The organism is Streptomyces sp. NPDC101181 (assembly GCF_044767975.1).
GTDB lineage: Bacteria > Actinomycetota > Actinomycetes > Streptomycetales > Streptomycetaceae > Streptomyces.
This window is the reverse complement of the sequence record NZ_JBIWOX010000001.1, coordinates 801943-821134: the sequence shown is the minus strand read 5'-3', so window position 1 is coordinate 821134 and position 19192 is coordinate 801943. Positions and strand designations below refer to the sequence as shown.

Sequence of the window (19192 nt, the reverse complement as noted above, 5' to 3'; positions counted from 1 at the left end):
CGAATACATCCAGTATTCGGACGTCCCTCCGCCTTGCGATGCACCGCATCTGACGCCGCACGCTGATCCACCAGGGATTACGGGACAGCCCTTAGGCTCGGACCATGCGCTACGAACTGGTCATCTTCGACAACGACGGTGTGCTCGTCGACAGTGAGCCGATCGCCAACACCATCCTCTCCGGCTACCTGACCGAACTCGGTCACCCCACCTCGTACGAGGAGTCGCTCCGCGACTACATGGGGTCCGCCGTGCACCGGGTGCACGATCTGGTCGAGGAGAGGACCGGTCAGAAGCTGCCCGCGGACTTCGACAGCACGCTCAACTCCCGTACGTTCGCCGCCTTCCGGGAGGAGCTGGTCCCGGTGGACGGGGCGGAGGAGCTGCTCGGGAAGCTCGTCGCCGACGGGGTGGACTACTGCGTGGCGTCCTCCGGGAGCCACGAGCGGATCAGGGTCGGGCACCGTAAGACCGGGATCGACCAGTGGTTCGAGGAGGAGTGGATCTTCAGCTCGGAGGACGTGGGGCGGGGGAAGCCGGCGCCGGACCTGTTCCTCTACGCGGCCGAGCGGATGGGGGTGGCACCGGAGCGGTGCGTCGTCATCGAGGACAGCCCGCTCGGGGTCGAGGCGGCGCGGGCGGCCGGGATGGACGTCTACGGGTTCACGTCGATGATGCCCGCCGACCGCCTGGCCGGTGTGACCGGGTACTTCTCGGACATGGTGCAACTCCCCGAACTGCTTGCCTGATTCGACCGTGCGCCCGTCTACCCGTGGGTAGTGCGTGGCTCTACGCTCGCGGCCATGACGGATGCGGGCTTGCGGTTCGGCAGGGCCTCCCTGGGGCTGGGCTTCGGCGTCCAAGGGGTGGCGTTCGCCCTTCTGGTGACGCGTATCCCCGCCATCCAGGACCGGTACGGGATATCCGACGGGCTGTTGCCCGTCTTTCTCGCTGCTGTGCCCGTTCTCGCGGGGGCGGGCAGTGTGGTCACCGAGCGGCTGGTGGCCCGGGTACGGCCCGCCGTCGTGCTGCGGTGGGCCCAGCCGCTCGTCCTGCTCGCCCTGCTCGGGGTGGGGGCCGGGCGGGAGATGTGGCAGGCCGGCGTCGCGCTCGGCGTCTTCGGGCTGGCCGTCGGGGCGCTGGACGCCTCGATGAACATGCTGGGCGTCAGCCTTCAACGGGCCTACGGGCGCAGCATCATGCTCGGGTTCCACGCGGCGTTCAGCCTCGGCGGGATCGTGGGGGCGTCGCTGGCCTGGGTGGGGGCGCGCTGGGAGCTGTCGCTGTTCGTGTCCTGGCTGCCGGTGGTGGCCGTGCTGCTGCCCGCAGCGCTGGTGGGCAGCCGGTGGTACACGGGCGGGGAGCGGCGATCCGCCGCGACCGGTGCGGTCGGCGGTGAGGGGGCCGGGGCGGTGTCGTTCACGCTGCTGTTGCCGCTGTGCCTGGTGATGAGCTTCGCGTACATCGGTGACTCGACGGTCTCCAACTGGAGCGCCAAGTACCTCCAGGACGTGCTGGGGAGTTCGGAGCAGCTCGCGACCGTTCCGTACAACCTCTACATGGTGACGACGCTGCTCGGGCGGGCCGTCGGGGATCTCGGGGTGCGGCGCTTCGGGGCGGTGGCCGTGGTGCGGGGCGGGAGTCTGCTGGCGGCCGGGGGGTTCGCGGTGGTGGCGGTGGCGCCGGGAGCCTGGGTGGGGATGCTCGGTTTCACGCTGCTGGGGCTCGGCCTCTGTGTGATCGTGCCGCAGACCTTCGCGGCGGCCGGGCGGATGTTCCCGGGGAACAGCGACGCCGCGGTGGCCCGGCTGAACATCTTCAACTATGTGGGGTTCCTGGTGGGTTCACCGCTGGTGGGAGTTCTGGGGGACGCGTGGAGCTATCGGGGGGCCATGGTCGTGCCGATGGTCCTGGTGCTGGTGACGCTGGTGTACGCCCGCTCGTTCGGGCCGGAGTCCGCCCGATACGGTGGCGGGCATGAGCGGCCGCGCACAGCTGATGTGGGATGACGCAGTTACGGGATACGACTTCGGGGAGAGCCACCCGATGGACCCGGTCCGGCTGGCCCTGACGATGGGGCTGGTCCGGGCGTACGGGCTCGATACGGCGGTGGACCTGCGGTCGGCGAAGCCCGTGGGGGACTCCACCCTGCGGCTCGTGCACCGGCAGGACTATGTGGCGGCGGTGCGGGCGGCCTCCGCCGATCCGCGGGCCGCCGACCAGGACTACGGGCTCGGCACCGTCGACGACCCGGCGTTCGCCGGGATGCACGAGGCGTCCGCGCTGATCGCCGGGCTGTCCGTGGGCGCCGCCGAGGCCGTGTGGCGCGGGGAGACCTCGCACGCGGTGAACTTCACCGGGGGGCTGCATCACGCCATGCCGGGGTGCGCCGCCGGGTTCTGCGTCTACAACGACCCGGCCCTCGCCATCGCCCGGCTCCTGGAGCTGGGCGCCGAGCGGATCGCGTACGTCGATGTGGACGTGCACCACGGGGACGGGGTGCAGGCCGCGTTCTGGGAGGACCCGCGGGTGCTGACCGTCTCGCTGCACGAGCATCCCCGCACGCTCTTCCCGCAGACCGGCTGGCCGGAGGAGACCGGGGCCGGGGCGGGCGAGGGCGCGGCGGTGAACCTTGCGCTGCCCGCCGGGACCGGGGACGCCGGGTGGCTGCGGGCGTTCCACTCCGTCGTGCCCGAGCTGCTCGCCGGCTTCCGGCCGCAGGTGCTCGTCACCCAGCACGGGGCCGATACGCATATCGAGGATCCGCTCGCCCACCTCGCGGTCTCGCTGGACGCGCAGCGGGCGGTCATGGAGTCCTGCCACGAGCTGGCGCACGAGCACGCGGAGGGGCGCTGGGTGGCGCTCGGCGGTGGCGGGTACGCGGTGGTGGACGTCGTCCCCCGGTCGTGGACGCACCTGGTCGGGATCGCCGCGCACGCGCCCGTCGACCCGGAGTCGGTCGTGCCGGCTTCCTGGCGGGATCTTGTCTACGCCCGTACCCGGCAGTTGGGGCCCGGCCGGATGACGGACGGGCTCACCCCCTCCTGGAAGTCCTGGGAGGACGGGTACGACCCGGCGGACCGGCTGGACCAGGCCGTACTGGCCACCCGGAAGGCGGCGTTCCCGCTGCGCGGGCTGCTGGCGTAGGCGCCGGCGCTGTAACTCCGGGCGGCCCGGGGCATTGTGCCGTGCCGTTACGCCAACGGTGGGGTGTCGGGGGAATCCGCCCCGCCGGGCGGGGCGATACGGCAGCATCCCAGGGGTGTTGAGCACCGGCGCGCTGCGCGCCCATCTGCTGGCGGCCCGGTTGGCCGGGCCCGTGGCCACGTCGCGGGAGAACAGCCTGCGCAGCTACCGGCTGTTCGCGGCCCGGGACCCCCGGGTGACGCTGGGGCTCGCGCCCGAGCGGGCCTGGGACGAGGCCGGGCTGTTACGGCTGATGGCGGACCGGTGCGGGGTCTCGGCCGATCCGGGGCACGTCTCCGGTCCGGACGCGATCGACCCCGAGCGGACGGTGGCCGCGCTGGACGCGTTCGCCGAGCGGCTGGCGGAGGTGGCCGCTCGGCGGGCTCCGGTGCTGCTGGGGACGGGGCACCCGGACCGGCTGCTCGGTTTCTACGCCGGGCTGGCAGACGCGCTGTCGGCGGTCGGCTGTCCTGTTCTCACCCCCGCGCAGGGGCGATGTGTCGACATAACGACCCGGTTTGGCGTACGTACGTACAACCTCGACTACGTACGGGGTGTCGCCCTGGTGCGCGAACCAGGGGGGCGGCCCACCGGGGGCGCGACCGGGGCGCACACGCACTCGCCGCTTCCCGTGCGGCTCGCGCTCCAGGACGCCGCGGAGCGGCTGGGGGTGCTGCCCGAGCTGGTGATCGGGGATCACGGCTGGGTCTGCGGCGCAGGTCAGCTGGGGATCGAGGCGATCGGCCCGGCGGACACGGACGATCCGGCGCTGTTCGTGGGGGAGGCGGAGGGGCGGGTGGCCGTCGCGGTTCCGCTCGACGACGGCGTACGGCCGGAGTTCTACCGGCCGTTGACGCGCTATGTGCTGCATCGCGCCTCCCTGCCGTCGTAGCTCATCGGCCGACCCTCCTCTTCCCCACTCGCACCACCCGCCCCTAACCTGGGGAGTGAGCGCACAACGACGAAGAGTCACCGGAGGGGAAGCCGGTGCGCGTCCGGTGCGGAAGGTACAGGTGGGTCATGGCTGCTGGCAGCGAGAGGCCTCTCAACGAGGTCAAGTTTCTGACCGTGGCGGAAGTCGCCTCGGTCATGCGAGTGTCGAAGATGACCGTGTACCGCTTGGTGCACAGCGGTCATCTGCCGGCGATCCGGGTGGGCAGGTCCTTCCGGGTGCCGGAGCAAGCGGTTCACGAGTACCTCCGGGAGTCCTTCGTGGGGGTGGAATCGGCCTGAGCCGGCTCCGCCCCGGTCGCGGATTACGTCCCTCGCACGGTGGCGGGTAGGCTAGGCCGACGTAGGTCGTGTGGGCCCAGACGCCCCGCACCAGTGAAGATGAAGTGAGCGAGGGTAGTCGTGGGCTCTGTTATCAAGAAGCGGCGCAAGCGGATGGCCAAGAAGAAGCACCGCAAGCTGCTCAAGCGCACGCGCGTTCAGCGTCGCAACAAGAAGTAGGCGAACGCCGTTCGTGAGATTCCGCAGCCCTTCCGCCGGTCCGGTGGGAGGGCTGCGGTGCGTTTCGGGGCATCGGGTCATCACAGGGCGGCGTCCACCCGCTACGGTGACGGCCAGGGAAGTTACCGCGGGAAGCAGGGGAGCCGGGTCTTGGGAAAGGTCGTGCTCGTCACCGGAGTGGCCCGGCAGCTGGGGGGCCGCTTCGTCCGGCACGTCCAGCGCGACCCCGGCGTCACCCGGGTGATCGCCGTCGACGCGGTCGAGCCCGCGCACGATCTGGGCGAGGCGGAGTTCGTCCGCGCGGACATCCGGCAGTCGGCCATGGCGCGGGTCCTCGCCGAGCACTCCGTGGACACCGTCGTCCACCTCGACGTCTCCGGTACGGGCCTCGGCACGGGCGGCCGGGCGGCGATCAAGGAGACCAACGTCATCGGGACGATGCAGCTCCTCGGCGCCTGCCAGAAGTCCCCGACGGTCCGGCGGCTGGTGGTGAAGTCCTCGACCAGCGTGTACGGGTCCGCGTCGCGCGACCCCGCCGTGTTCACCGAGAACACCCCGCCCAAGTCGCTGCCCAGCGGCGGCTTCGCGAAGGACGCGGTGGAGGTCGAGGGGTACGTACGGGGCTTCGCCCGCCGCCGCCCGGACGTGGCGGTGTGCGTGCTGCGGTTCGCGAACATCCTGGGGCCCGAGCCGGACTCGCCGCTCGCGGACTACCTGTCGCTGCCCGTCCTGCCCACCGTCTTCGGCTACGACCCCCGGCTCCAGTTCGTCCACGAGGACGATGTGATCGGCGTCCTGGGGGTCGCGGCGAGCGAACCCCGGCGCGGGACGCTGAACAGCGGCACCTTCAACATCGCGGGGGACGGGGTGCTGCTGCTGTCGCAGTGCGCGCGGCGGCTGGGGCGGCCGACGGTGCCGGTGCTGCTGCCCGCGGTCACCTGGGTCGGCTCGGCGCTCCGTACGATCGGGATGACGGACTTCTCGCCGGAGCAGATCCGGCTGCTGACCCACGGCCGGGTGGTCTCGACGGCGCAGATGCGCGAGACCCTCGGTTTCCGGCCCGGGTTCACCACGGCGGAGACCTTCGCGGAGTTCGCGCGGAGCCGGGGGCCCGGGCTGCTGCCGCCGGAGACGGTGGGCCGGGCGGTGGACCGGCTGGCGGCGCTGCCGGTTCCGGGGGGTGCCGGACCGCGGGAGCGCGGGGCCGGTGCGGTAGAGACGAATCACGGGGCCAGGTAGAGGAGCGCACCGACGATGGCGGACGCCAAGGTCATTCCGTTCGACGACGACCGTTCACGGTCCGGTGGCGCGTCCCGTCCGGCGCGCCGCCGGACCGGTGCGGGCGGCGGCGGCCCCGGCGGCCGCGAGGGTGCCACGGCGCCGGTGAGCGCCCTGCCGGGGGCTCAGCTCCCCGGGCCCGGCTCGGAGTCTCCGGAGTCCGGGGAGTTCGAAGCGGCCGGTGCGGGCGGACAGGCGGCCCGGAAGGACGCCGCGGGCGGCTGGGAGCGGCGGCTCGCGGGCGGGCTCGCGTTCCTGCGGCGGCGGGTCACCGGGGACTACGACGTCGACGAGTTCGGCTACGACAAGGAGCTGACCGACCAGGTCCTGATGTCGCTGCTGCGGCCCCTGGCGGACTCGTACTTCCGGGTCGAGGTGAAGGGCATCGAGAACATCCCCTCGGACGGCGGCGCGCTGATCGTGGCCAACCACTCCGGGACGCTTCCGCTGGACGGGCTGATGCTCCAGGTCGCGGTCCACGACAACCATCCGGCCGAGCGCCATCTGCGCCTCCTCGCCGCCGACCTCGTCTTCCATCTGCCGGTCGTCAACGAGCTGGCCCGCAAGGCCGGTCACACGCTGGCCTGTGCGGAGGACGCGCAGCGGCTGCTGGAGCGGGGCGAGATCGTCGGGGTGATGCCGGAGGGGTTCAAGGGCATCGGCAAGCCGTTCGGCGAGCGCTACAAGTTGCAGCGCTTCGGGCGGGGCGGGTTCGTGTCCACGGCGCTGCGGGCGGGGACACCGATCGTGCCGTGCTCGATCGTGGGCGCCGAGGAGATCTACCCGATGATCGGCAACGCGAGGACGCTGGCGCGGGTGCTGGGCCTCCCCTACTTCCCGATCACGCCGACCTTCCCGTGGCTGGGGCCGCTGGGAGCGGTGCCGCTGCCGACGAAGTGGACCATCCAGTTCGGGGAGCCGATCCCGACGGACGGCTATCCGCCGGAGGCGGCGGAGGACCCGATGCTGATGTTCAACCTGACCGACCAGGTCCGGGAGCAGATCCAGCACACGCTGTACAAGCTGCTGGTGCAGCGCCGGTCGGTGTTCTTCTGACCTGGCGTCTCGCGGCCCCGGCCGCCCGGTGACGCCGAAGGGGGCCGGTACGCGCGTTCGCGTACCGGCCCCCTTCGTGAGCTGTGCCCCTCGTCAAGGTGCCGTCGTCACGGCTTGAGGTCCTCGCCGTCGATGCCCAGGCCCGGGAGGAGTCCGGGCAGGAGCGGGGGCAGGGTGACGTCCGGGGCGGGCGTCGTGCTGGGCTTGCTCTTCTCGGGGGAGGGCTGGGTGAGGCCGTCCGTCGGCAGCTCGTCCAGCAGGCCGTCCCCGCCGCCGCCCAGCAGGCCTTCGCCCGGCGAGGACTCGGCGGAGCCGGAGGAGTCCGACGGCTTGGGGGCGGTCGTGTCGTCGGTGCGGTCCCCGGGCTTCTGGGAGGCACCGGGGGCCGGGGCGTCGTCGGTCGGCGGGGATGAGGTCTCCGGGGTGGAGGCGCCGGAGCGCCCGACGCCCTTGTCGTCTCCCGGGGAGCGGGGGAGGAGGGACTTGAGCGGGGCGACCTCGTCCTCCATGGCCTCGAAGACCGAGCTGACCTCGTTGCCGACGTCGGTGAGCTGGACGGGCAGCCGGTCGCGGAGGTTGCTCCAGGTGTCGCGGTGGGAGCGGGAGAAGGAGTCCAGGGTCTGGATCGGCCCGATCGATCCGTCGCGCTGGTAGACGGAGTGGAGCAGGCGGTGGCCCTCGGAGACGTCGTGGGACATGCCGTTGAGGGCGCGTCTGACCGCGCCGAGCGATTCGTGGTCCAGGTCCCCGGCGCGGGAGCGCTCCATGAGACGGCGGGCCTCGCTGAGCCGGGTGGAGGCCTGGTCGAGGTAGGCCTCGCCGCGGTCGGCGTCGCCCTTGGTCATGCCGAGGCTGATGTCTTCCATCCCGCGCTTCAGCCCGTACAGCGAATCACCGGGGAGGGCGTCGGAGCTGGCCGCGGCCACTCCGCCGAACGCTCCCGCGGCGACGCCGACGGTGAGCCCGCCGGCGGTGAGTCCCTTGGCCCAGCGGGAGCGCGGGCGCAGCTTCCGCAGGGGTGAGGCGCGGTGGGCTCCCCTGCCCCGTTGTACGGGCACCGTAGGGCCCGTGGACGCGCCGCCCTCGGCGAACATGGTCTCCATGGCTGCGACGAGCTGGGCTCGCTGCACCACTTTGACCTCGGGGTCCAACTGCGGCTTCGGTAGCTCACCGAGGCCGTTCGCCAGGGCCAACAGCGGTCCGGAACCGGCCTCTTCGGCCGGGTCCTCGGGCTGTACGGCCGCCGCACCCTGGGGGTTCTGCTCCTCCAGGGCCTGGGCGAAGGCGTTGGCCCGCCGGTGTGCCGAAACGTTTGCGATCACTGGCGGCACCTCCTCTCGTCATGACGGTCGACTCCCCTGATGGTCCGGACGTTGCACACCTTGAGCATTTCCACTCGATGGAGTGAGTGGAGACGGACGAAAGGTGACGGCAGGGGGCCTGCAACCGGCACAACGACGCGCGCGGCACTTGGGTTACGCGCGAGAGATGATCGGACCAGTGCGTGAGGGGACGGTCACGCAGAGGTCCGTCCGGTCAGCGGGCGTCGTCCGGCAGGAGCCGGGCGAGCGTCCGCACCGCGCGGTACTGGAGGGTCTTGATCGCGCCCTCGTTCTTGCCCATCACCCGGGCGGTCTCGGCGACCGAGAGGCCCTGGAGGAACCGCAGCGTCACGCACTCCTGCTGCTGGGGGTTGAGCCGTCGCACGGCCTGGAGCAGCGCGGCGTTGGAGAGGGACTCCAGGACCGAGTCCTCCGGGCTGCGCGCCACCTCGTTGGCGTCGAGCATTTCGCCGGTGGTCACTTCCAGCCGGAAACGACTGGATTTGAAGTGGTCGGCGACCAGGTTGCGAGCGATCGTGACCAGCCAGGCGCCGAAGTCGCGGCCCTGCCAGGTGAACGTGGAGATCCGGCGCAGCGCGCGCAGGAACGTCTCACTGGTGAGGTCCTCCGCCGTCGCCTTACCGCCCACGCGGTAGTAGATGTACCGGTAGACCGTGTCGCTGTACTGGTCGTACAGGCGGCCGAAGGCGTCGGCCTCGCCGGCCTGGGCGCGCTCGACGAGGTCCATCATGCGCGCGCTGTCACTGTCGGCGGTGGGACGCCGGACGGTGGAGGTGGCGGCCGACGACGCGGTGCGGGTGCCGCGTCTTCCGACGGCAGCGCTGCGTTCGGCCAGGGCGTAGCAAGGGCCGGCAGGTGCAGGGGCGGCAAAGGCGGGGACGGCGTACGCGGTGGGGACGAAGCCGCGCAAGCGGTCGATGACCGATGCACGCAGCGTAGCCAGGCCCGAGGCGTCAACCCCGACGTGTGGGTACACGGGACTCCCAGAGGCAGAGCTTCCATCACGAGCAATTCGAAAATCGTCACCCGGCGTAGCGGGCGGCGGTCTTCGTGATGCGTCTGAGGAGAATAACGCTTCGTGCAGGCGGCACTACACCCAGTTGTCTAAATCATCGCTTCCGTCGCTTCTGTTATCGCTAAGTGACGGATTAAGTAGCGGATGGTGACCGTTTATTGATCAAATTACTTCGCGATCTGTCTTCGGGGGCGACGGGTTGTGGTCGGGCGGCGGCGATCCGACTGGCCGGAGAGGGCGTCGGTCCCGGTGGGGCGGCCGCTCACGATTGGCCGTACGGTTCCGGGCGTGGCTGCGCCCCGTGACCGGAGCCGACCGGAACCACGGGGCGCGGCGGGCGGAGCGGCGCGGGGGCGGGGCGGGCGGTCAGCGGCGGCGGCGGTGCAGGGCGACGGCCGCGGCGGTGCCGCCCGCGAGCGCGCCGACCCCGGCGGCGGCCGGGATGCCGACCTTGGCGGCCTTGCGGCCGGTGCGGTAGTCGCGCAGCCGCCAGTCGCGGGCGCGGGCGTGCTTGCGGAGCTTGGCGTCCGGGTTGATGGCGTAGGGGTGGCCGACCAGCGAGAGCATCGGGATGTCGTTGTGCGAGTCGCTGTAGGCGGCGCAGCGTTCGAGGTCGAGGTCCTCGGCGGAGGCCAGGGCGCGGACGGCCTCGGCCTTGGCGGGGCCGTGCAGCGGTTCGCCCACCAGGCGGCCGGTGTAGACGCCGTCGACCGATTCGGCGACGGTGCCCAGGGCGCCGGTGAGGCCGAGGCGGCGGGCGATGATGGTGGCGGTCTCCACGGGGGCGGCGGTGACCAGCCAGACCCGCTGCCCGGCGTCCAGGTGGGCCTGGGCCAGGGCGCGGGTGCCCGGCCAGATGCGCTCGGCCATGTACTCGTCGTAGATCTCCTCGCCGATGGACATCAGCTCGGAGACGCGGTGTCCCTTGACGATGGACAGGGCGCTGTCGCGGGCGTCCTGCATGTGCTCCGGGTCCTCGACGCCGGCCAGCCGGAACCACAGCTGCTGCCAGGCGAACCGGGTCAGTTCGCGGCGCTCGAAGAACTTGCGCTTGTACAGCCCCCGGCCGAAGTGGAAGATCGAGGCGCCCTGCATCACGGTGTTGTCGAGGTCGAAGAAGGCGGCGGCGCGGTCGTCCCCGGCGACCGGGAAGACGGGCTCCTCGGGCGCCAGCGCGGATGTTCCGGTCAGAAGGGCTGCGTCGTCGTCGGCGACCGAGGTCTTGCGCGCGGCCTCGGCGGCGGCCTCGCCCGCCAGGACGCTGCGCGCGGTCGCCGAACGCCTACGGGTGGTGAGCCATCCAAAAGCGGCCATGCGGTGAGCATAGCCAGTCCGCCCGTACCTGCCGGACCTGCCGCGATGCAGGGGCGTGAACGCTGCGGGTCGGAACGGTGAATCGGTCCATTCCGGGCGGTCCGCCGCTCGGGCCGAGGGGCGCAGAATGAAGGCATGAGCCCGCTGCTGCGACGTACCAGGAAGAAGCCCGCCGACCGGACGGTCACGCTGATCGGGAAGCCCGGCTGTCATCTGTGCGAGGACGCCCGGGAGGTGGTGAGCGCGGTCTGCGCGGAGACCGGTGCGCGGTGGGTGGAGAAGGACATCACCGCGGACGAGGAACTGCACCGGGCGTACTGGGAGCAGATTCCGGTGGTGCTGATCGACGGCGAACAGCACACCTTCTGGCGCGTGGACCCCGAGAGGCTGCGCAAGGCGCTGGGTGCGGACGCGAAACCCGGTTAACATCGTGGGCGTTTTGAGTGGCCTCGGGGGAGTGAGTGTGAGGAGTGTGTACCGCTTTGCCCCCTTCGAGGCTGCAACGGGCTGATGCGGTCCCCGGTTCCGGGATCGTGCGGGGAATGCGCGTGACCCCGGTCACTTTGACCGGACAAAACGGACACTATCTTTGTGCACGCGTTCACAAAGACATAGCCTGCATTCGACGGGGCGGTCCTGGGACATACGGCCGCCTGCAGCCCCGCTCATCCCGCAGGAGCACCGTGGCAACTGGCCGAACTCACCGACCGGCGACCCGTAGCCGAGGAATTCCCGAGGCCACCGTCGCCCGGCTTCCGCTGTATCTGCGCGCCCTCACCGCGCTCTCCGAGCGATCCGTACCCACGGTCTCCTCGGAGGAACTGGCCACCGCCGCCGGGGTCAACTCCGCGAAGCTGCGCAAGGACTTCAGCTACCTGGGGTCCTACGGCACCCGCGGGGTCGGCTACGACGTCGAGTATCTCGTCTACCAGATCTCGCGCGAACTCGGGCTCACCCAGGACTGGCCGGTCGCGATCGTCGGCATCGGAAACCTCGGCGCGGCCCTCGCCAACTACGGCGGCTTCGCCTCCCGCGGCTTCCGGGTCGCGGCGCTGATCGACGCCGACCCGGCGATGGCCGGTACGCCGGTGGCCGGCATCCCCGTCCAGCACACCGACGACCTGGACCGCATCATCAGCGACAACGGTGTGTCCATCGGCGTGATCACCACCCCGCCCGGCGCCGCCCAGCAGGTCTGCGACCGGCTCGTGGCCGCCGGGGTCACCTCCATCCTGAACTTCGCCCCCACCGTGCTCTCCGTGCCCGACGGCGTCGACGTCCGCAAGGTCGACCTCTCGATCGAGCTCCAGATCCTCGCCTTCCACGAGCAGCGCAAGGCCGGTGAGGAGGCCGCCGCCGAGGACGAGGCCGCGCCCCCGGTGCGCGCCACCCCCGGCGGCCGGAAGGGACCCGACGGGGACATGCCCGCCGTGATGCCCGCATGAGCCTCCTCGTCGTCGGACTGAGCCACCGCAGCGCCCCCGTCTCCGTACTGGAACGGGCGTCCCTCGCTGCCGACGCCCAGGCCAAGCTGCTCCAGGACACCCTCGCCGCGGAACCCGCGACCGAGGCCGCCGTACTGGCCACCTGCAACCGCATCGAGCTGTACGCGGACGTGGACAAGTTCCACGCGGGCGTCGCCGAGCTGTCCACCCTGCTCGCCCAGCACAGCGGCGTCGGGCTGGAAGAGCTCACTCCGTATCTCTATGTGCACTACGAGGACCGGGCCGTCCACCACCTGTTCTCGGTGGCCTGCGGGCTCGACTCGATGGTCGTCGGCGAGGGGCAGATCCTCGGGCAGATCAAGGACGCCCTCGCGCGCGGCCAGGAACTGCACACCGCCGGACGGCTCCTCAACGACCTCTTCCAGCAGGCCCTGCGGGTCGGCAAGCGCGCCCACAGCGAGACCGGTATCGACCGGGCCGGACAGTCCCTCGTCTCCTTCGGTCTCCAGCAGCTCGCCGCCGGGGCCGACCCCGCCCTGTGGGCCGAGGGCAAGCGCGCCCTGGTCATCGGCGCCGGCTCGATGTCCTCGCTGGCCGCCGCCACCCTGGCCCGGACCGGCGTCGCCGAGATCGTCGTCGCCAACCGGACCCGCTCCCGCGCGGAGCGGCTGGTGGAGATCCTCCGGCAGGGCGACGACACCGCGGTGTCCGCCCACGCGGTCGAGATGTCAGCGGTCGGCGACGAACTGACACGTGCAGACATCGTCGTCTCCTGCACCGGCGCCACCGGTCTGGTCCTCACCGCCGACGCCCTCGCCGACGCCCTCGGCGTGACGGTGGACGCCCCCGCCGACACCCCCGGGGCGCCCCTGGTCCCGGCCCCGGCCCCGGGTGACGTCGACCAGCACGCCGCCTGGGTGGAGAACGGTTCCGCCACCTCCGCCCCGGCCACCGCCCCCGCCCCGCCCCGGATCACGCTGCCCGCGCAGTCCACCGGGCCGGTGAAGCTCGCCCTGCTCGACCTCGCCATGCCGCGCGACATCGACGGCGCCGCCCACGGCGTCGACGGGGTGCGCCTGGTCGACATCGAGTCGCTGGCCGAGGCCTCCGCCGACGCCCCGATGGCCGCCGACGTCGACCGGGTCCGCACGATCGTCGCCGACGAGGTGGCCGCCTTCGGCGCCGCCCAGCGCGCCGCGCACGTCGCCCCCACCGTGGTCGCCCTGCGCACCATGGCCGCCGACGTCGTCGCGGGCGAGATCGCCCGGCTGGACGGCCGCCTGCCCGACCTGAACGACAAGCAGCGCGCCGAGATCGTCCAGACCGTGCGCCGCGTCGTCGACAAACTCCTCCACGCGCCCACCGTGCGCGTCAAGCAGCTGGCCAGTGAGCCCGGCGGCGCCGGGTACGCGGACGCGCTGCGCGAACTCTTCGACCTGGACCCGCAGACGGTGGCCGCCGTCTCCCGGGCCGACCTGAACGACCCGAATAGAGGGCGGTCATGACCGACAACTCAACCCCGGACGCGCGCGGCTCCGCGCCGCTCCGGCTGGGCACCCGGCGCTCCAAGCTGGCCATGGCCCAGTCCGGCCTGGTGGCCGACGCGGTCCGCGAGGTGACCGGGCGCGCCGTCGAGCTCGTCGAGATCACCACGTACGGGGACGTCTCCCGCGAGCACCTGGCGCAGATCGGCGGCACCGGCGTCTTCGTCGCCGCCCTGCGCGAGGCGCTGCTGCGGGGCGAGGTGGACTTCGCCGTCCACTCGCTCAAGGACCTGCCGACCAGCCAGCCCGACGACCTGGTGCTGGCCGCCGTGCCGCAGCGCGAGGACCCGCGCGACGCGCTGGTCGCCCGGGACGGGCTGGCCTTCGAGCAGCTGCCCGACGGCGCCAGGATCGGCACCGGATCACCGCGCCGGATGGCGCAGCTCAACGCGTACGCGCGCTCCCACGGCCTGCGGATCGAGACCGTCCCCATCCGGGGCAACGTCGACACCCGGATCGGGTTCGTGCGGGCCGGCGAGCTCGACGCGGTGGTCCTCGCCGCCGCCGGGCTCAGCCGCCTCGGCCGCAGCGGTGAGGTCACCGACTTCCTGCCGGTCGACACCGTCCTGCCCGCTCCCGGCCAGGGAGCACTGGCGATCGAGTGCGCTGCGAGCAGCGCCGACCTCGCCGCCGCGCTCGCGGAACTCGACGACCCGTACAGCCGGGCCGCCGTGACCGCCGAGCGTGCCCTGCTCGCCGCCCTGGAGGCCGGCTGCTCCGCACCCGTGGGTGCGCTGGCCGACCTCCTGGTCGACGGACAGGTTGTCAACGAACTGCGCCTGCGCGGAGTCGTCGGTACCACCGACGGTTCCTCGCTGGTACAGCTGTCCACCACCGGTCCCGTCCCCACGTCGCACGACGACGCGGCGGCCCTCGGTCGCGAACTCGCCGCCGAGATGCTCGCCAAGGGTGCGGCCGGTCTTATGGGGGAGCGAGCACTTTGAGCCCCACCGGCCCCGCCGCATCCGAATTTCCGCCCCTGTCCCCCCAAGGCCAGGTCACCTTCCTCGGCGCCGGTCCCGGCGACCCGGGACTGCTGACGCTGCGTGCCGTCGAGGCGCTCGCGAGCGCGGACGTCCTTGTCGCCGAGCCCGAGGTGCTCGACGTCGTCCGCGGCCACGCGCGGGCAGGCGTGAGCACGCCTGAGCTGACGGTCGTTGACGTGGCGTCAACAACCGCCGGAGTGCCCGTTCTCAGGGACGCGGCCAATCTTGTCATGGAGGCGGCGAAGGGCGGCAGGCGGGTGGTCCGTGCGGTCGCGGGCGACCCGGGCCTGGACGGCGAGGCGGGCGCGGAGATGCTCGCCTGCGCCGCCGCCGGGGTGCCCTTCGAGGTCGTCCCGGGCATCGCGAACGCCGTCGGCGTGCCCGCGTACGCCGGGGTCCCGCTGCGGGACGCGCAGGGCGCGGACGTCCGCTTCGTCGACGCCCGTACCGCCTCCGACCGGTGCTGGAGCGAGGTCGGCGCGAGCGACGCGACCGCCGTCGTCTCCACCACGCTGGACGCGGTGGCCGCCGCCGCCGGTGAGCTGGTCTCGGCGGGCCGCAAGCCCGACACCCCGCTCACCGTGACCGTCGCGGGCACCACCACCCGCCAGCGCACCTGGACGGCGACCCTCGGGACGATCGCCCAGGTCCTCAAGCAGGCCAAGGTGCTGCCCTCGCCGGAGGGGCACCGGCCGGTCATAGCCGTGGTCGGAGAGCGCAGCTCCGCCGCCCAGCGCGACCAGCTCGCGTGGTTCGAGTCCAAGCCGCTGTTCGGCTGGAAGGTGCTCGTGCCGCGCACCAAGGAGCAGGCCGCGTCGCTCTCCGACCAGCTCCGCTCCTACGGCGCGGTGCCGCACGAGGTCCCGACGATCGCCGTCGAGCCGCCGCGCACCCCCCAGCAGATGGAGCGCGCGGTCAAGGGCCTGGTCACCGGGCGCTACGAGTGGATCGCCTTCACCAGCGTCAACGCCGTCAAGGCGGTCCGGGAGAAGTTCGAGGAGTACGGCCTGGACGCCCGCGCCTTCGCCGGGATCAAGGTCGCCGCGGTCGGCGAGCAGACCGCCGCCGCGCTGATCGACTTCGGCGTCAAGCCGGACCTGGTGCCCTCCGGTGAGCAGTCCGCCGCCGGGCTGCTGGAGGACTGGCCGCCCTACGACCCGGTCTTCGACCCGATCGACCGGGTGTTCCTGCCGCGCGCCGACATCGCCACCGAGACCCTGGTGGCCGGGCTGATCGAGCTGGGCTGGGAGGTCGACGACGTCACCGCCTACCGCACGGTCCGCGCCTCGCCGCCGCCCGCCGACACCCGCGAGGCGATCAAGGGCGGCGGCTTCGACGCGGTCCTGTTCACCTCGTCCTCGACCGTCCGCAACCTGGTCGGCATCGCGGGCAAGCCGCACAACGTGACCGTCATCGCGTGCATCGGCCCGGCCACCGCGAAGACCGCCGAGGAGCACGGCCTGCGCGTGGACGTGCTGTCCCCGGAGCCGTCCGTGCACAAGCTCGCCGAGGCGCTGGCCGCCTTCGGCGCGCAGCGGCGGGACGCGGCGAAGGAGGCCGGTGACCCGGTGACCCGGCCGAGCGAGCGCCGCCCGGGTGCGCGCAGGCGCCGGTCGACGACGTAACGGTTCCACGGGGGCAGGCGGGCCCGGTCGCTTCGGCGGCCGGGCCCGCTGTCCTTTCCGGGTGCTCGCCGTCGCCGTGTCCGGGTGCTCGCCGCCGCCGTTCCCGGGGCCCTGTGCCGCCCGGCCGGAAGGCGTCTTTGCCGGTACCGGTGTCGGTAAGACCAAGTCCCGTACGGGTCTATCGTCGAAGGATGACTGCGTACGGAAACTTCCCCGGCTCCCGCCCCCGGCGGCTGCGGACGACCCCGGCGATGCGGCGGATGGTCGCCGAGACACGGCTCGACCCGGCGAACCTGATCCTCCCCGCGTTCGTCCGGGAGGGCATCGACGCCCCGGTCGCCGTCTCGGCCATGCCCGGGGTGCACCAGCACACCCTGGACACTCTGCGGAAGGCGGCCGTCGAGGCGGTGTCGGCGGGGGTCTCGGGGATCATGCTCTTCGGGGTGCCGGAGGACGCGAAGAAGGACGCCCGGGGAACGGCGGGCACCGACCCGGACGGAATCCTCCAGGTCGCCCTGCGCGCGGTGCGCGAGGAGGTCGGGGACGACCTGGTCGTCATGTCGGACCTGTGTCTGGACGAGTACACCGACCACGGCCACTGCGGCGTCCTGGACGCCGACGGGCGCGTGGACAACGACGCCACCCTGGAGCGGTACGCGGAGATGGCCCAGGTCCAGGCGGACGCCGGGGCCCACGTGGTGGGTCCCAGCGGGATGATGGACGGCCAGGTCGGCGTGGTCCGGGACGCCCTGGACCAGACCGGGCACGAGGACGTGTCGATCCTCGCCTACACCGCGAAGTACTCCTCCGCCTTCTACGGCCCCTTCCGCGAGGCCGTCGGCTCCTCGCTGACCGGGGACCGCAAGACCTACCAGCAGGACCCGGCCAACGCCCGGGAGTCGCTGCGGGAGCTGGCGCTCGACCTGGCCGAGGGCGCGGACATGGTCATGGTCAAGCCCGCCGGACCGTATCTGGACATCCTCGCCAAGGTCGCCGGGTCGGTGGACGTGCCGGTCGCCGCGTACCAGATCAGCGGCGAGTACGCGATGATCGAGGCCGCCGCCGAGAAGGGCTGGATCGACCGGGACAGGGCGATCCTGGAGAGCCTGACCGGTATCCGGCGGGCCGGGGCGCAGCTGATCCTCACCTACTGGGCCACCGAGGTCGCCGGGTGGCTGCGGCGGGACGCCCGCTGACCGCGCCCGGTCCCGGCCGGGCGTCCACCCGGGGGCCCACCGGCTGATCCGGCCGACCGGCTGACAGGCGGACCCGGCTGACCGGGCCGGTGCGCTGACCGGGCCGGTGGGCCGACGACCGGCCCGCCGCATCCTTCCGTCCTTCCTCCGACCGACTTCCGTCCGTCCTCCGTGCAGCTTCCGGTGCGTCTTCCGTCCGTGCGGTGGTGGGAATTCCCTGTTGCCGCACGGGTGCGCCCGACGGCGATCGGCAGGACAATGGGGCTCCGCCCCCGTTGGATGACAGGGGAAGGGCATGCTGGCAGACGATGACCTCCGGCGGCGCAGAGCGGTGCTGGAGGGGGAGTGGTCGCGCTGGGTTCCGGCGATGCGCGCGGGAAGCGGACCGCTGCCGGACGCGGGAGCCCTGAGCACCGAGGTCGGTGAGTCGTGGGCCCGGTCCTTGGTCTGCGTCGACCCCGGTACGGGCAGCGCCCCCGCGACGCGGGACGGCCCGGTCCACGAACGCTGGGCCCGCTCGCCGCTGCGCCGCCCGCTGGAGGACCTGTCCGACGCCCTGCGCGGCATCGCCGACGACGCCGGGTTCGTCACGGCGGTCACCGACGCCTCCGGCACCATCCTGTGGACCTGCGGCGGCCGGGCGATGCGCCGGCGGGCCGAACGCGTCAACTTCGCGCCCGGCGGCCGGTGGGACGAGAGCGCCATGGGCACCAACGCCCTGTCCCTGGCCCTGCGCACCGGGCGCCCCAGCACCGTGTTCTCCGCGGAACACCTGGTGAGCGCGTTGCACGGCTGGGTCTGCTACTGCGCGCCGGTGCGCGCGCCGGACGGGCGGATGCTCGGCGTGCTGGACATGTCCACCACCTGGGACCGCTCGCACCCGCTGGCCATGTCCACCGTGCGCTCGCTGGTGTCCGCCGTCGAGACCCGGCTGCGCGCCGAACCGCCCGCACCGTCCGGGGACACCGCGGCGGTGAGGCTGACCGGCCTCGGCGCCGAGGAAGCCTCCTACGGCGGCCGCCCGCTGTCGCTGCGCCCCCGTCAGCTGGAGATCCTCACCCTGCTCGCGCTCGAACCGGACGGTTTCACCTCCGAGGGCCTGCGCGACGCCCTCTACGGCGGCCGGCTCGTGAGCGTGTCGACGCTCAAGGCCGAGATCTCCCATCTGCGCCGCGTCCTCGGCGGCGGCATCGCTCCCCGGCGCTACGCCCTCACCGTCCCGGTCGCCTGCGACGCGGTCGCACTGCTGCGGGCCCTGGAGCGCGGTGACACGGCGGACGCGCTGCGCCTCTACCGGGGGCCGCTGCTGCCGCGGTCCGAGGCCCCCGGCATCGTCGCGTGGCGCACGCGGACCACGGTGGCCGTGCGCCAGGCCGTCCTGGCCAGCGCGCGGCCCGAGCACGCGCTGAGCTACGGGGCCAGGGCGCCCTACGACGCGGAGGTGCACGAGCACGCCCTGCGGCTGCTGGACCCGGCGGACGCCAGACGCGCCCTCGCGGCCGGGCGGCTCAGCAGCGCCCTGGACTGAGACGGCCCGGCAGCACCCCGGGCCGGGGCGGTCCGCCCAGGGACGGGATGGGCGCGTGCACATACGGGCTGTGCGCGCCGAAGCTGTGCGCGGGCGCACGCGGGCGCACGCGGGCGGATGGCCCGGTGCCGTGCCGGGGCCGTACGCAGGACGCCAACCTCCCGCCAACCTCGGGCTGCCACAGTGAGATGCGTCACGGTGGTACGGGCCGCCGTGGCCACGCC

At 72.6% G+C, this 19192-nt stretch carries 18 protein-coding genes; 15 read left to right on the top strand and 3 right to left on the bottom strand.

The window, feature by feature from the left end:
• Positions 1-104 precede the first annotated feature (104 nt).
• From ACIRRU_RS03540 to ACIRRU_RS03505, 8 genes are all read left to right on the top strand, one after another.
• Entirely contained in the window at positions 105-749 is a 645-nt protein-coding gene (locus ACIRRU_RS03540; RefSeq protein WP_403675564.1) for an HAD family hydrolase, read from the top strand.
• A gap of 54 nt (positions 750-803) precedes the next feature.
• On the top strand, positions 804-2009 hold the full coding sequence (locus ACIRRU_RS03535) for an MFS transporter (protein ID WP_403675562.1): 1206 nt from the start codon (positions 804-806) through the stop codon (positions 2007-2009).
• A complete protein-coding gene (locus ACIRRU_RS03530; protein WP_403675559.1) occupies positions 1978-3147 on the top strand; it encodes an acetoin utilization protein AcuC in 1170 nt (389 codons plus the stop codon). The genes ACIRRU_RS03535 and ACIRRU_RS03530 overlap by 32 nt, the downstream gene beginning before the upstream one ends.
• Before the next feature lie 115 nt (positions 3148-3262).
• Positions 3263-4078 carry a phosphatase gene (locus ACIRRU_RS03525; protein WP_403675556.1) on the top strand — a complete coding sequence of 272 codons (816 nt, stop codon included), beginning with the start codon at positions 3263-3265 and terminating at the stop codon, positions 4076-4078.
• Between the two features lie 128 nt (positions 4079-4206).
• The gene (locus ACIRRU_RS03520) at positions 4207-4419 is read left to right on the top strand and encodes a helix-turn-helix domain-containing protein (RefSeq protein WP_014046653.1); all 213 of its coding nucleotides are present in this window, start codon (positions 4207-4209) and stop codon (positions 4417-4419) included.
• Positions 4420-4539: 120 nt separating this feature from the next.
• The gene (locus ACIRRU_RS03515) at positions 4540-4638 is read left to right on the top strand and encodes a 30S ribosomal protein bS22 (protein WP_003948845.1); all 99 of its coding nucleotides are present in this window, start codon (positions 4540-4542) and stop codon (positions 4636-4638) included.
• A 150-nt stretch (positions 4639-4788) separates the two neighbouring features.
• Positions 4789-5877 carry an NAD-dependent epimerase/dehydratase family protein gene (locus tag ACIRRU_RS03510; protein WP_363201055.1) on the top strand — a complete coding sequence of 363 codons (1089 nt, stop codon included), beginning with the start codon at positions 4789-4791 and terminating at the stop codon, positions 5875-5877.
• Positions 5878-5892: 15 nt separating this feature from the next.
• On the top strand, positions 5893-6972 hold the full coding sequence (locus ACIRRU_RS03505; RefSeq protein WP_403675552.1) for a lysophospholipid acyltransferase family protein: 1080 nt from the start codon (positions 5893-5895) through the stop codon (positions 6970-6972).
• A 107-nt stretch (positions 6973-7079) separates the two neighbouring features.
• Here the strand turns inward: ACIRRU_RS03505 and ACIRRU_RS03500 are convergent, their stop codons facing one another.
• The 3 genes from ACIRRU_RS03500 to ACIRRU_RS03490 all read right to left on the bottom strand — a co-directional run bounded on the left by ACIRRU_RS03500 (position 7080) and on the right by ACIRRU_RS03490 (position 10644).
• The gene (locus ACIRRU_RS03500) at positions 7080-8294 is read right to left on the bottom strand and encodes a DUF5667 domain-containing protein (protein WP_403675550.1); all 1215 of its coding nucleotides are present in this window, start codon (positions 8292-8294) and stop codon (positions 7080-7082) included.
• A gap of 214 nt (positions 8295-8508) precedes the next feature.
• Positions 8509-9291, bottom strand: coding sequence for an ECF subfamily RNA polymerase sigma factor, BldN family (locus ACIRRU_RS03495; protein ID WP_363201058.1), 783 nt, complete (start codon positions 9289-9291; stop codon positions 8509-8511).
• A 405-nt stretch (positions 9292-9696) separates the two neighbouring features.
• Complete coding sequence (locus tag ACIRRU_RS03490) at positions 9697-10644, bottom strand: HAD family hydrolase (RefSeq protein ID WP_403675547.1); 948 nt, start codon at positions 10642-10644, stop codon at positions 9697-9699.
• A 135-nt stretch (positions 10645-10779) separates the two neighbouring features.
• Between ACIRRU_RS03490 and ACIRRU_RS03485 the strand changes: the two genes are divergently transcribed.
• From ACIRRU_RS03485 to ACIRRU_RS03455, 7 genes are all read left to right on the top strand, one after another.
• On the top strand, positions 10780-11070 hold the full coding sequence (locus ACIRRU_RS03485) for a glutaredoxin family protein (protein ID WP_403675544.1): 291 nt from the start codon (positions 10780-10782) through the stop codon (positions 11068-11070).
• 257 nt (positions 11071-11327) lie between these two features.
• A complete protein-coding gene (locus ACIRRU_RS03480; RefSeq protein ID WP_363201061.1) occupies positions 11328-12089 on the top strand; it encodes a redox-sensing transcriptional repressor Rex in 762 nt (253 codons plus the stop codon).
• Positions 12086-13594 (top strand): glutamyl-tRNA reductase, encoded by a 1509-nt coding sequence (locus ACIRRU_RS03475; protein WP_403675541.1) that lies wholly within the window; start codon positions 12086-12088, stop codon positions 13592-13594. Before ACIRRU_RS03480 ends, ACIRRU_RS03475 begins: the two co-directional genes overlap by 4 nt.
• Positions 13591-14577 (top strand): hydroxymethylbilane synthase, encoded by a 987-nt coding sequence (gene hemC, locus ACIRRU_RS03470; protein WP_403675539.1) that lies wholly within the window; start codon positions 13591-13593, stop codon positions 14575-14577. The genes ACIRRU_RS03475 and hemC overlap by 4 nt, the downstream gene beginning before the upstream one ends.
• Positions 14574-16244, top strand: a complete 1671-nt coding sequence (locus ACIRRU_RS03465; RefSeq protein ID WP_403675536.1) for a uroporphyrinogen-III synthase — start codon at positions 14574-14576, stop codon at positions 16242-16244. The genes hemC and ACIRRU_RS03465 overlap by 4 nt, the downstream gene beginning before the upstream one ends.
• A gap of 191 nt (positions 16245-16435) precedes the next feature.
• On the top strand, positions 16436-17440 hold the full coding sequence (gene hemB, locus ACIRRU_RS03460; protein WP_363201065.1) for a porphobilinogen synthase: 1005 nt from the start codon (positions 16436-16438) through the stop codon (positions 17438-17440).
• A 295-nt stretch (positions 17441-17735) separates the two neighbouring features.
• Positions 17736-18968, top strand: a complete 1233-nt coding sequence (locus ACIRRU_RS03455; RefSeq protein WP_403675533.1) for a transcriptional regulator — start codon at positions 17736-17738, stop codon at positions 18966-18968.
• Positions 18969-19192: the final 224 nt, after the last annotated feature.

Excerpts from the sequence above, each read along its gene's own strand:
- ACIRRU_RS03535 (WP_403675562.1), top strand. The coding sequence starts at position 804 with ATGACGGATGCGGGCTTGCGGTTCGGCAGGGCCTCCCTGGGGCTGGGC.
- ACIRRU_RS03520 (WP_014046653.1), top strand. The coding sequence starts at position 4,207 with ATGGCTGCTGGCAGCGAGAGGCCTCTCAACGAGGTCAAGTTTCTGACC.
- ACIRRU_RS03530 (WP_403675559.1), top strand. The coding sequence starts at position 1,978 with ATGAGCGGCCGCGCACAGCTGATGTGGGATGACGCAGTTACGGGATAC.
- hemC (WP_403675539.1), top strand. The coding sequence starts at position 13,591 with ATGACCGACAACTCAACCCCGGACGCGCGCGGCTCCGCGCCGCTCCGG.
- ACIRRU_RS03485 (WP_403675544.1), top strand. The coding sequence starts at position 10,780 with ATGAGCCCGCTGCTGCGACGTACCAGGAAGAAGCCCGCCGACCGGACG.
- hemB (WP_363201065.1), top strand. The coding sequence starts at position 16,436 with ATGACTGCGTACGGAAACTTCCCCGGCTCCCGCCCCCGGCGGCTGCGG.
- ACIRRU_RS03455 (WP_403675533.1), top strand. The coding sequence starts at position 17,736 with ATGCTGGCAGACGATGACCTCCGGCGGCGCAGAGCGGTGCTGGAGGGG.
- ACIRRU_RS03505 (WP_403675552.1), top strand. The coding sequence starts at position 5,893 with ATGGCGGACGCCAAGGTCATTCCGTTCGACGACGACCGTTCACGGTCC.
- ACIRRU_RS03540 (WP_403675564.1), top strand. The coding sequence starts at position 105 with ATGCGCTACGAACTGGTCATCTTCGACAACGACGGTGTGCTCGTCGAC.
- ACIRRU_RS03475 (WP_403675541.1), top strand. The coding sequence starts at position 12,086 with ATGAGCCTCCTCGTCGTCGGACTGAGCCACCGCAGCGCCCCCGTCTCC.
- ACIRRU_RS03490 (WP_403675547.1), bottom strand. The coding sequence starts at position 10,644 with ATGGCCGCTTTTGGATGGCTCACCACCCGTAGGCGTTCGGCGACCGCG.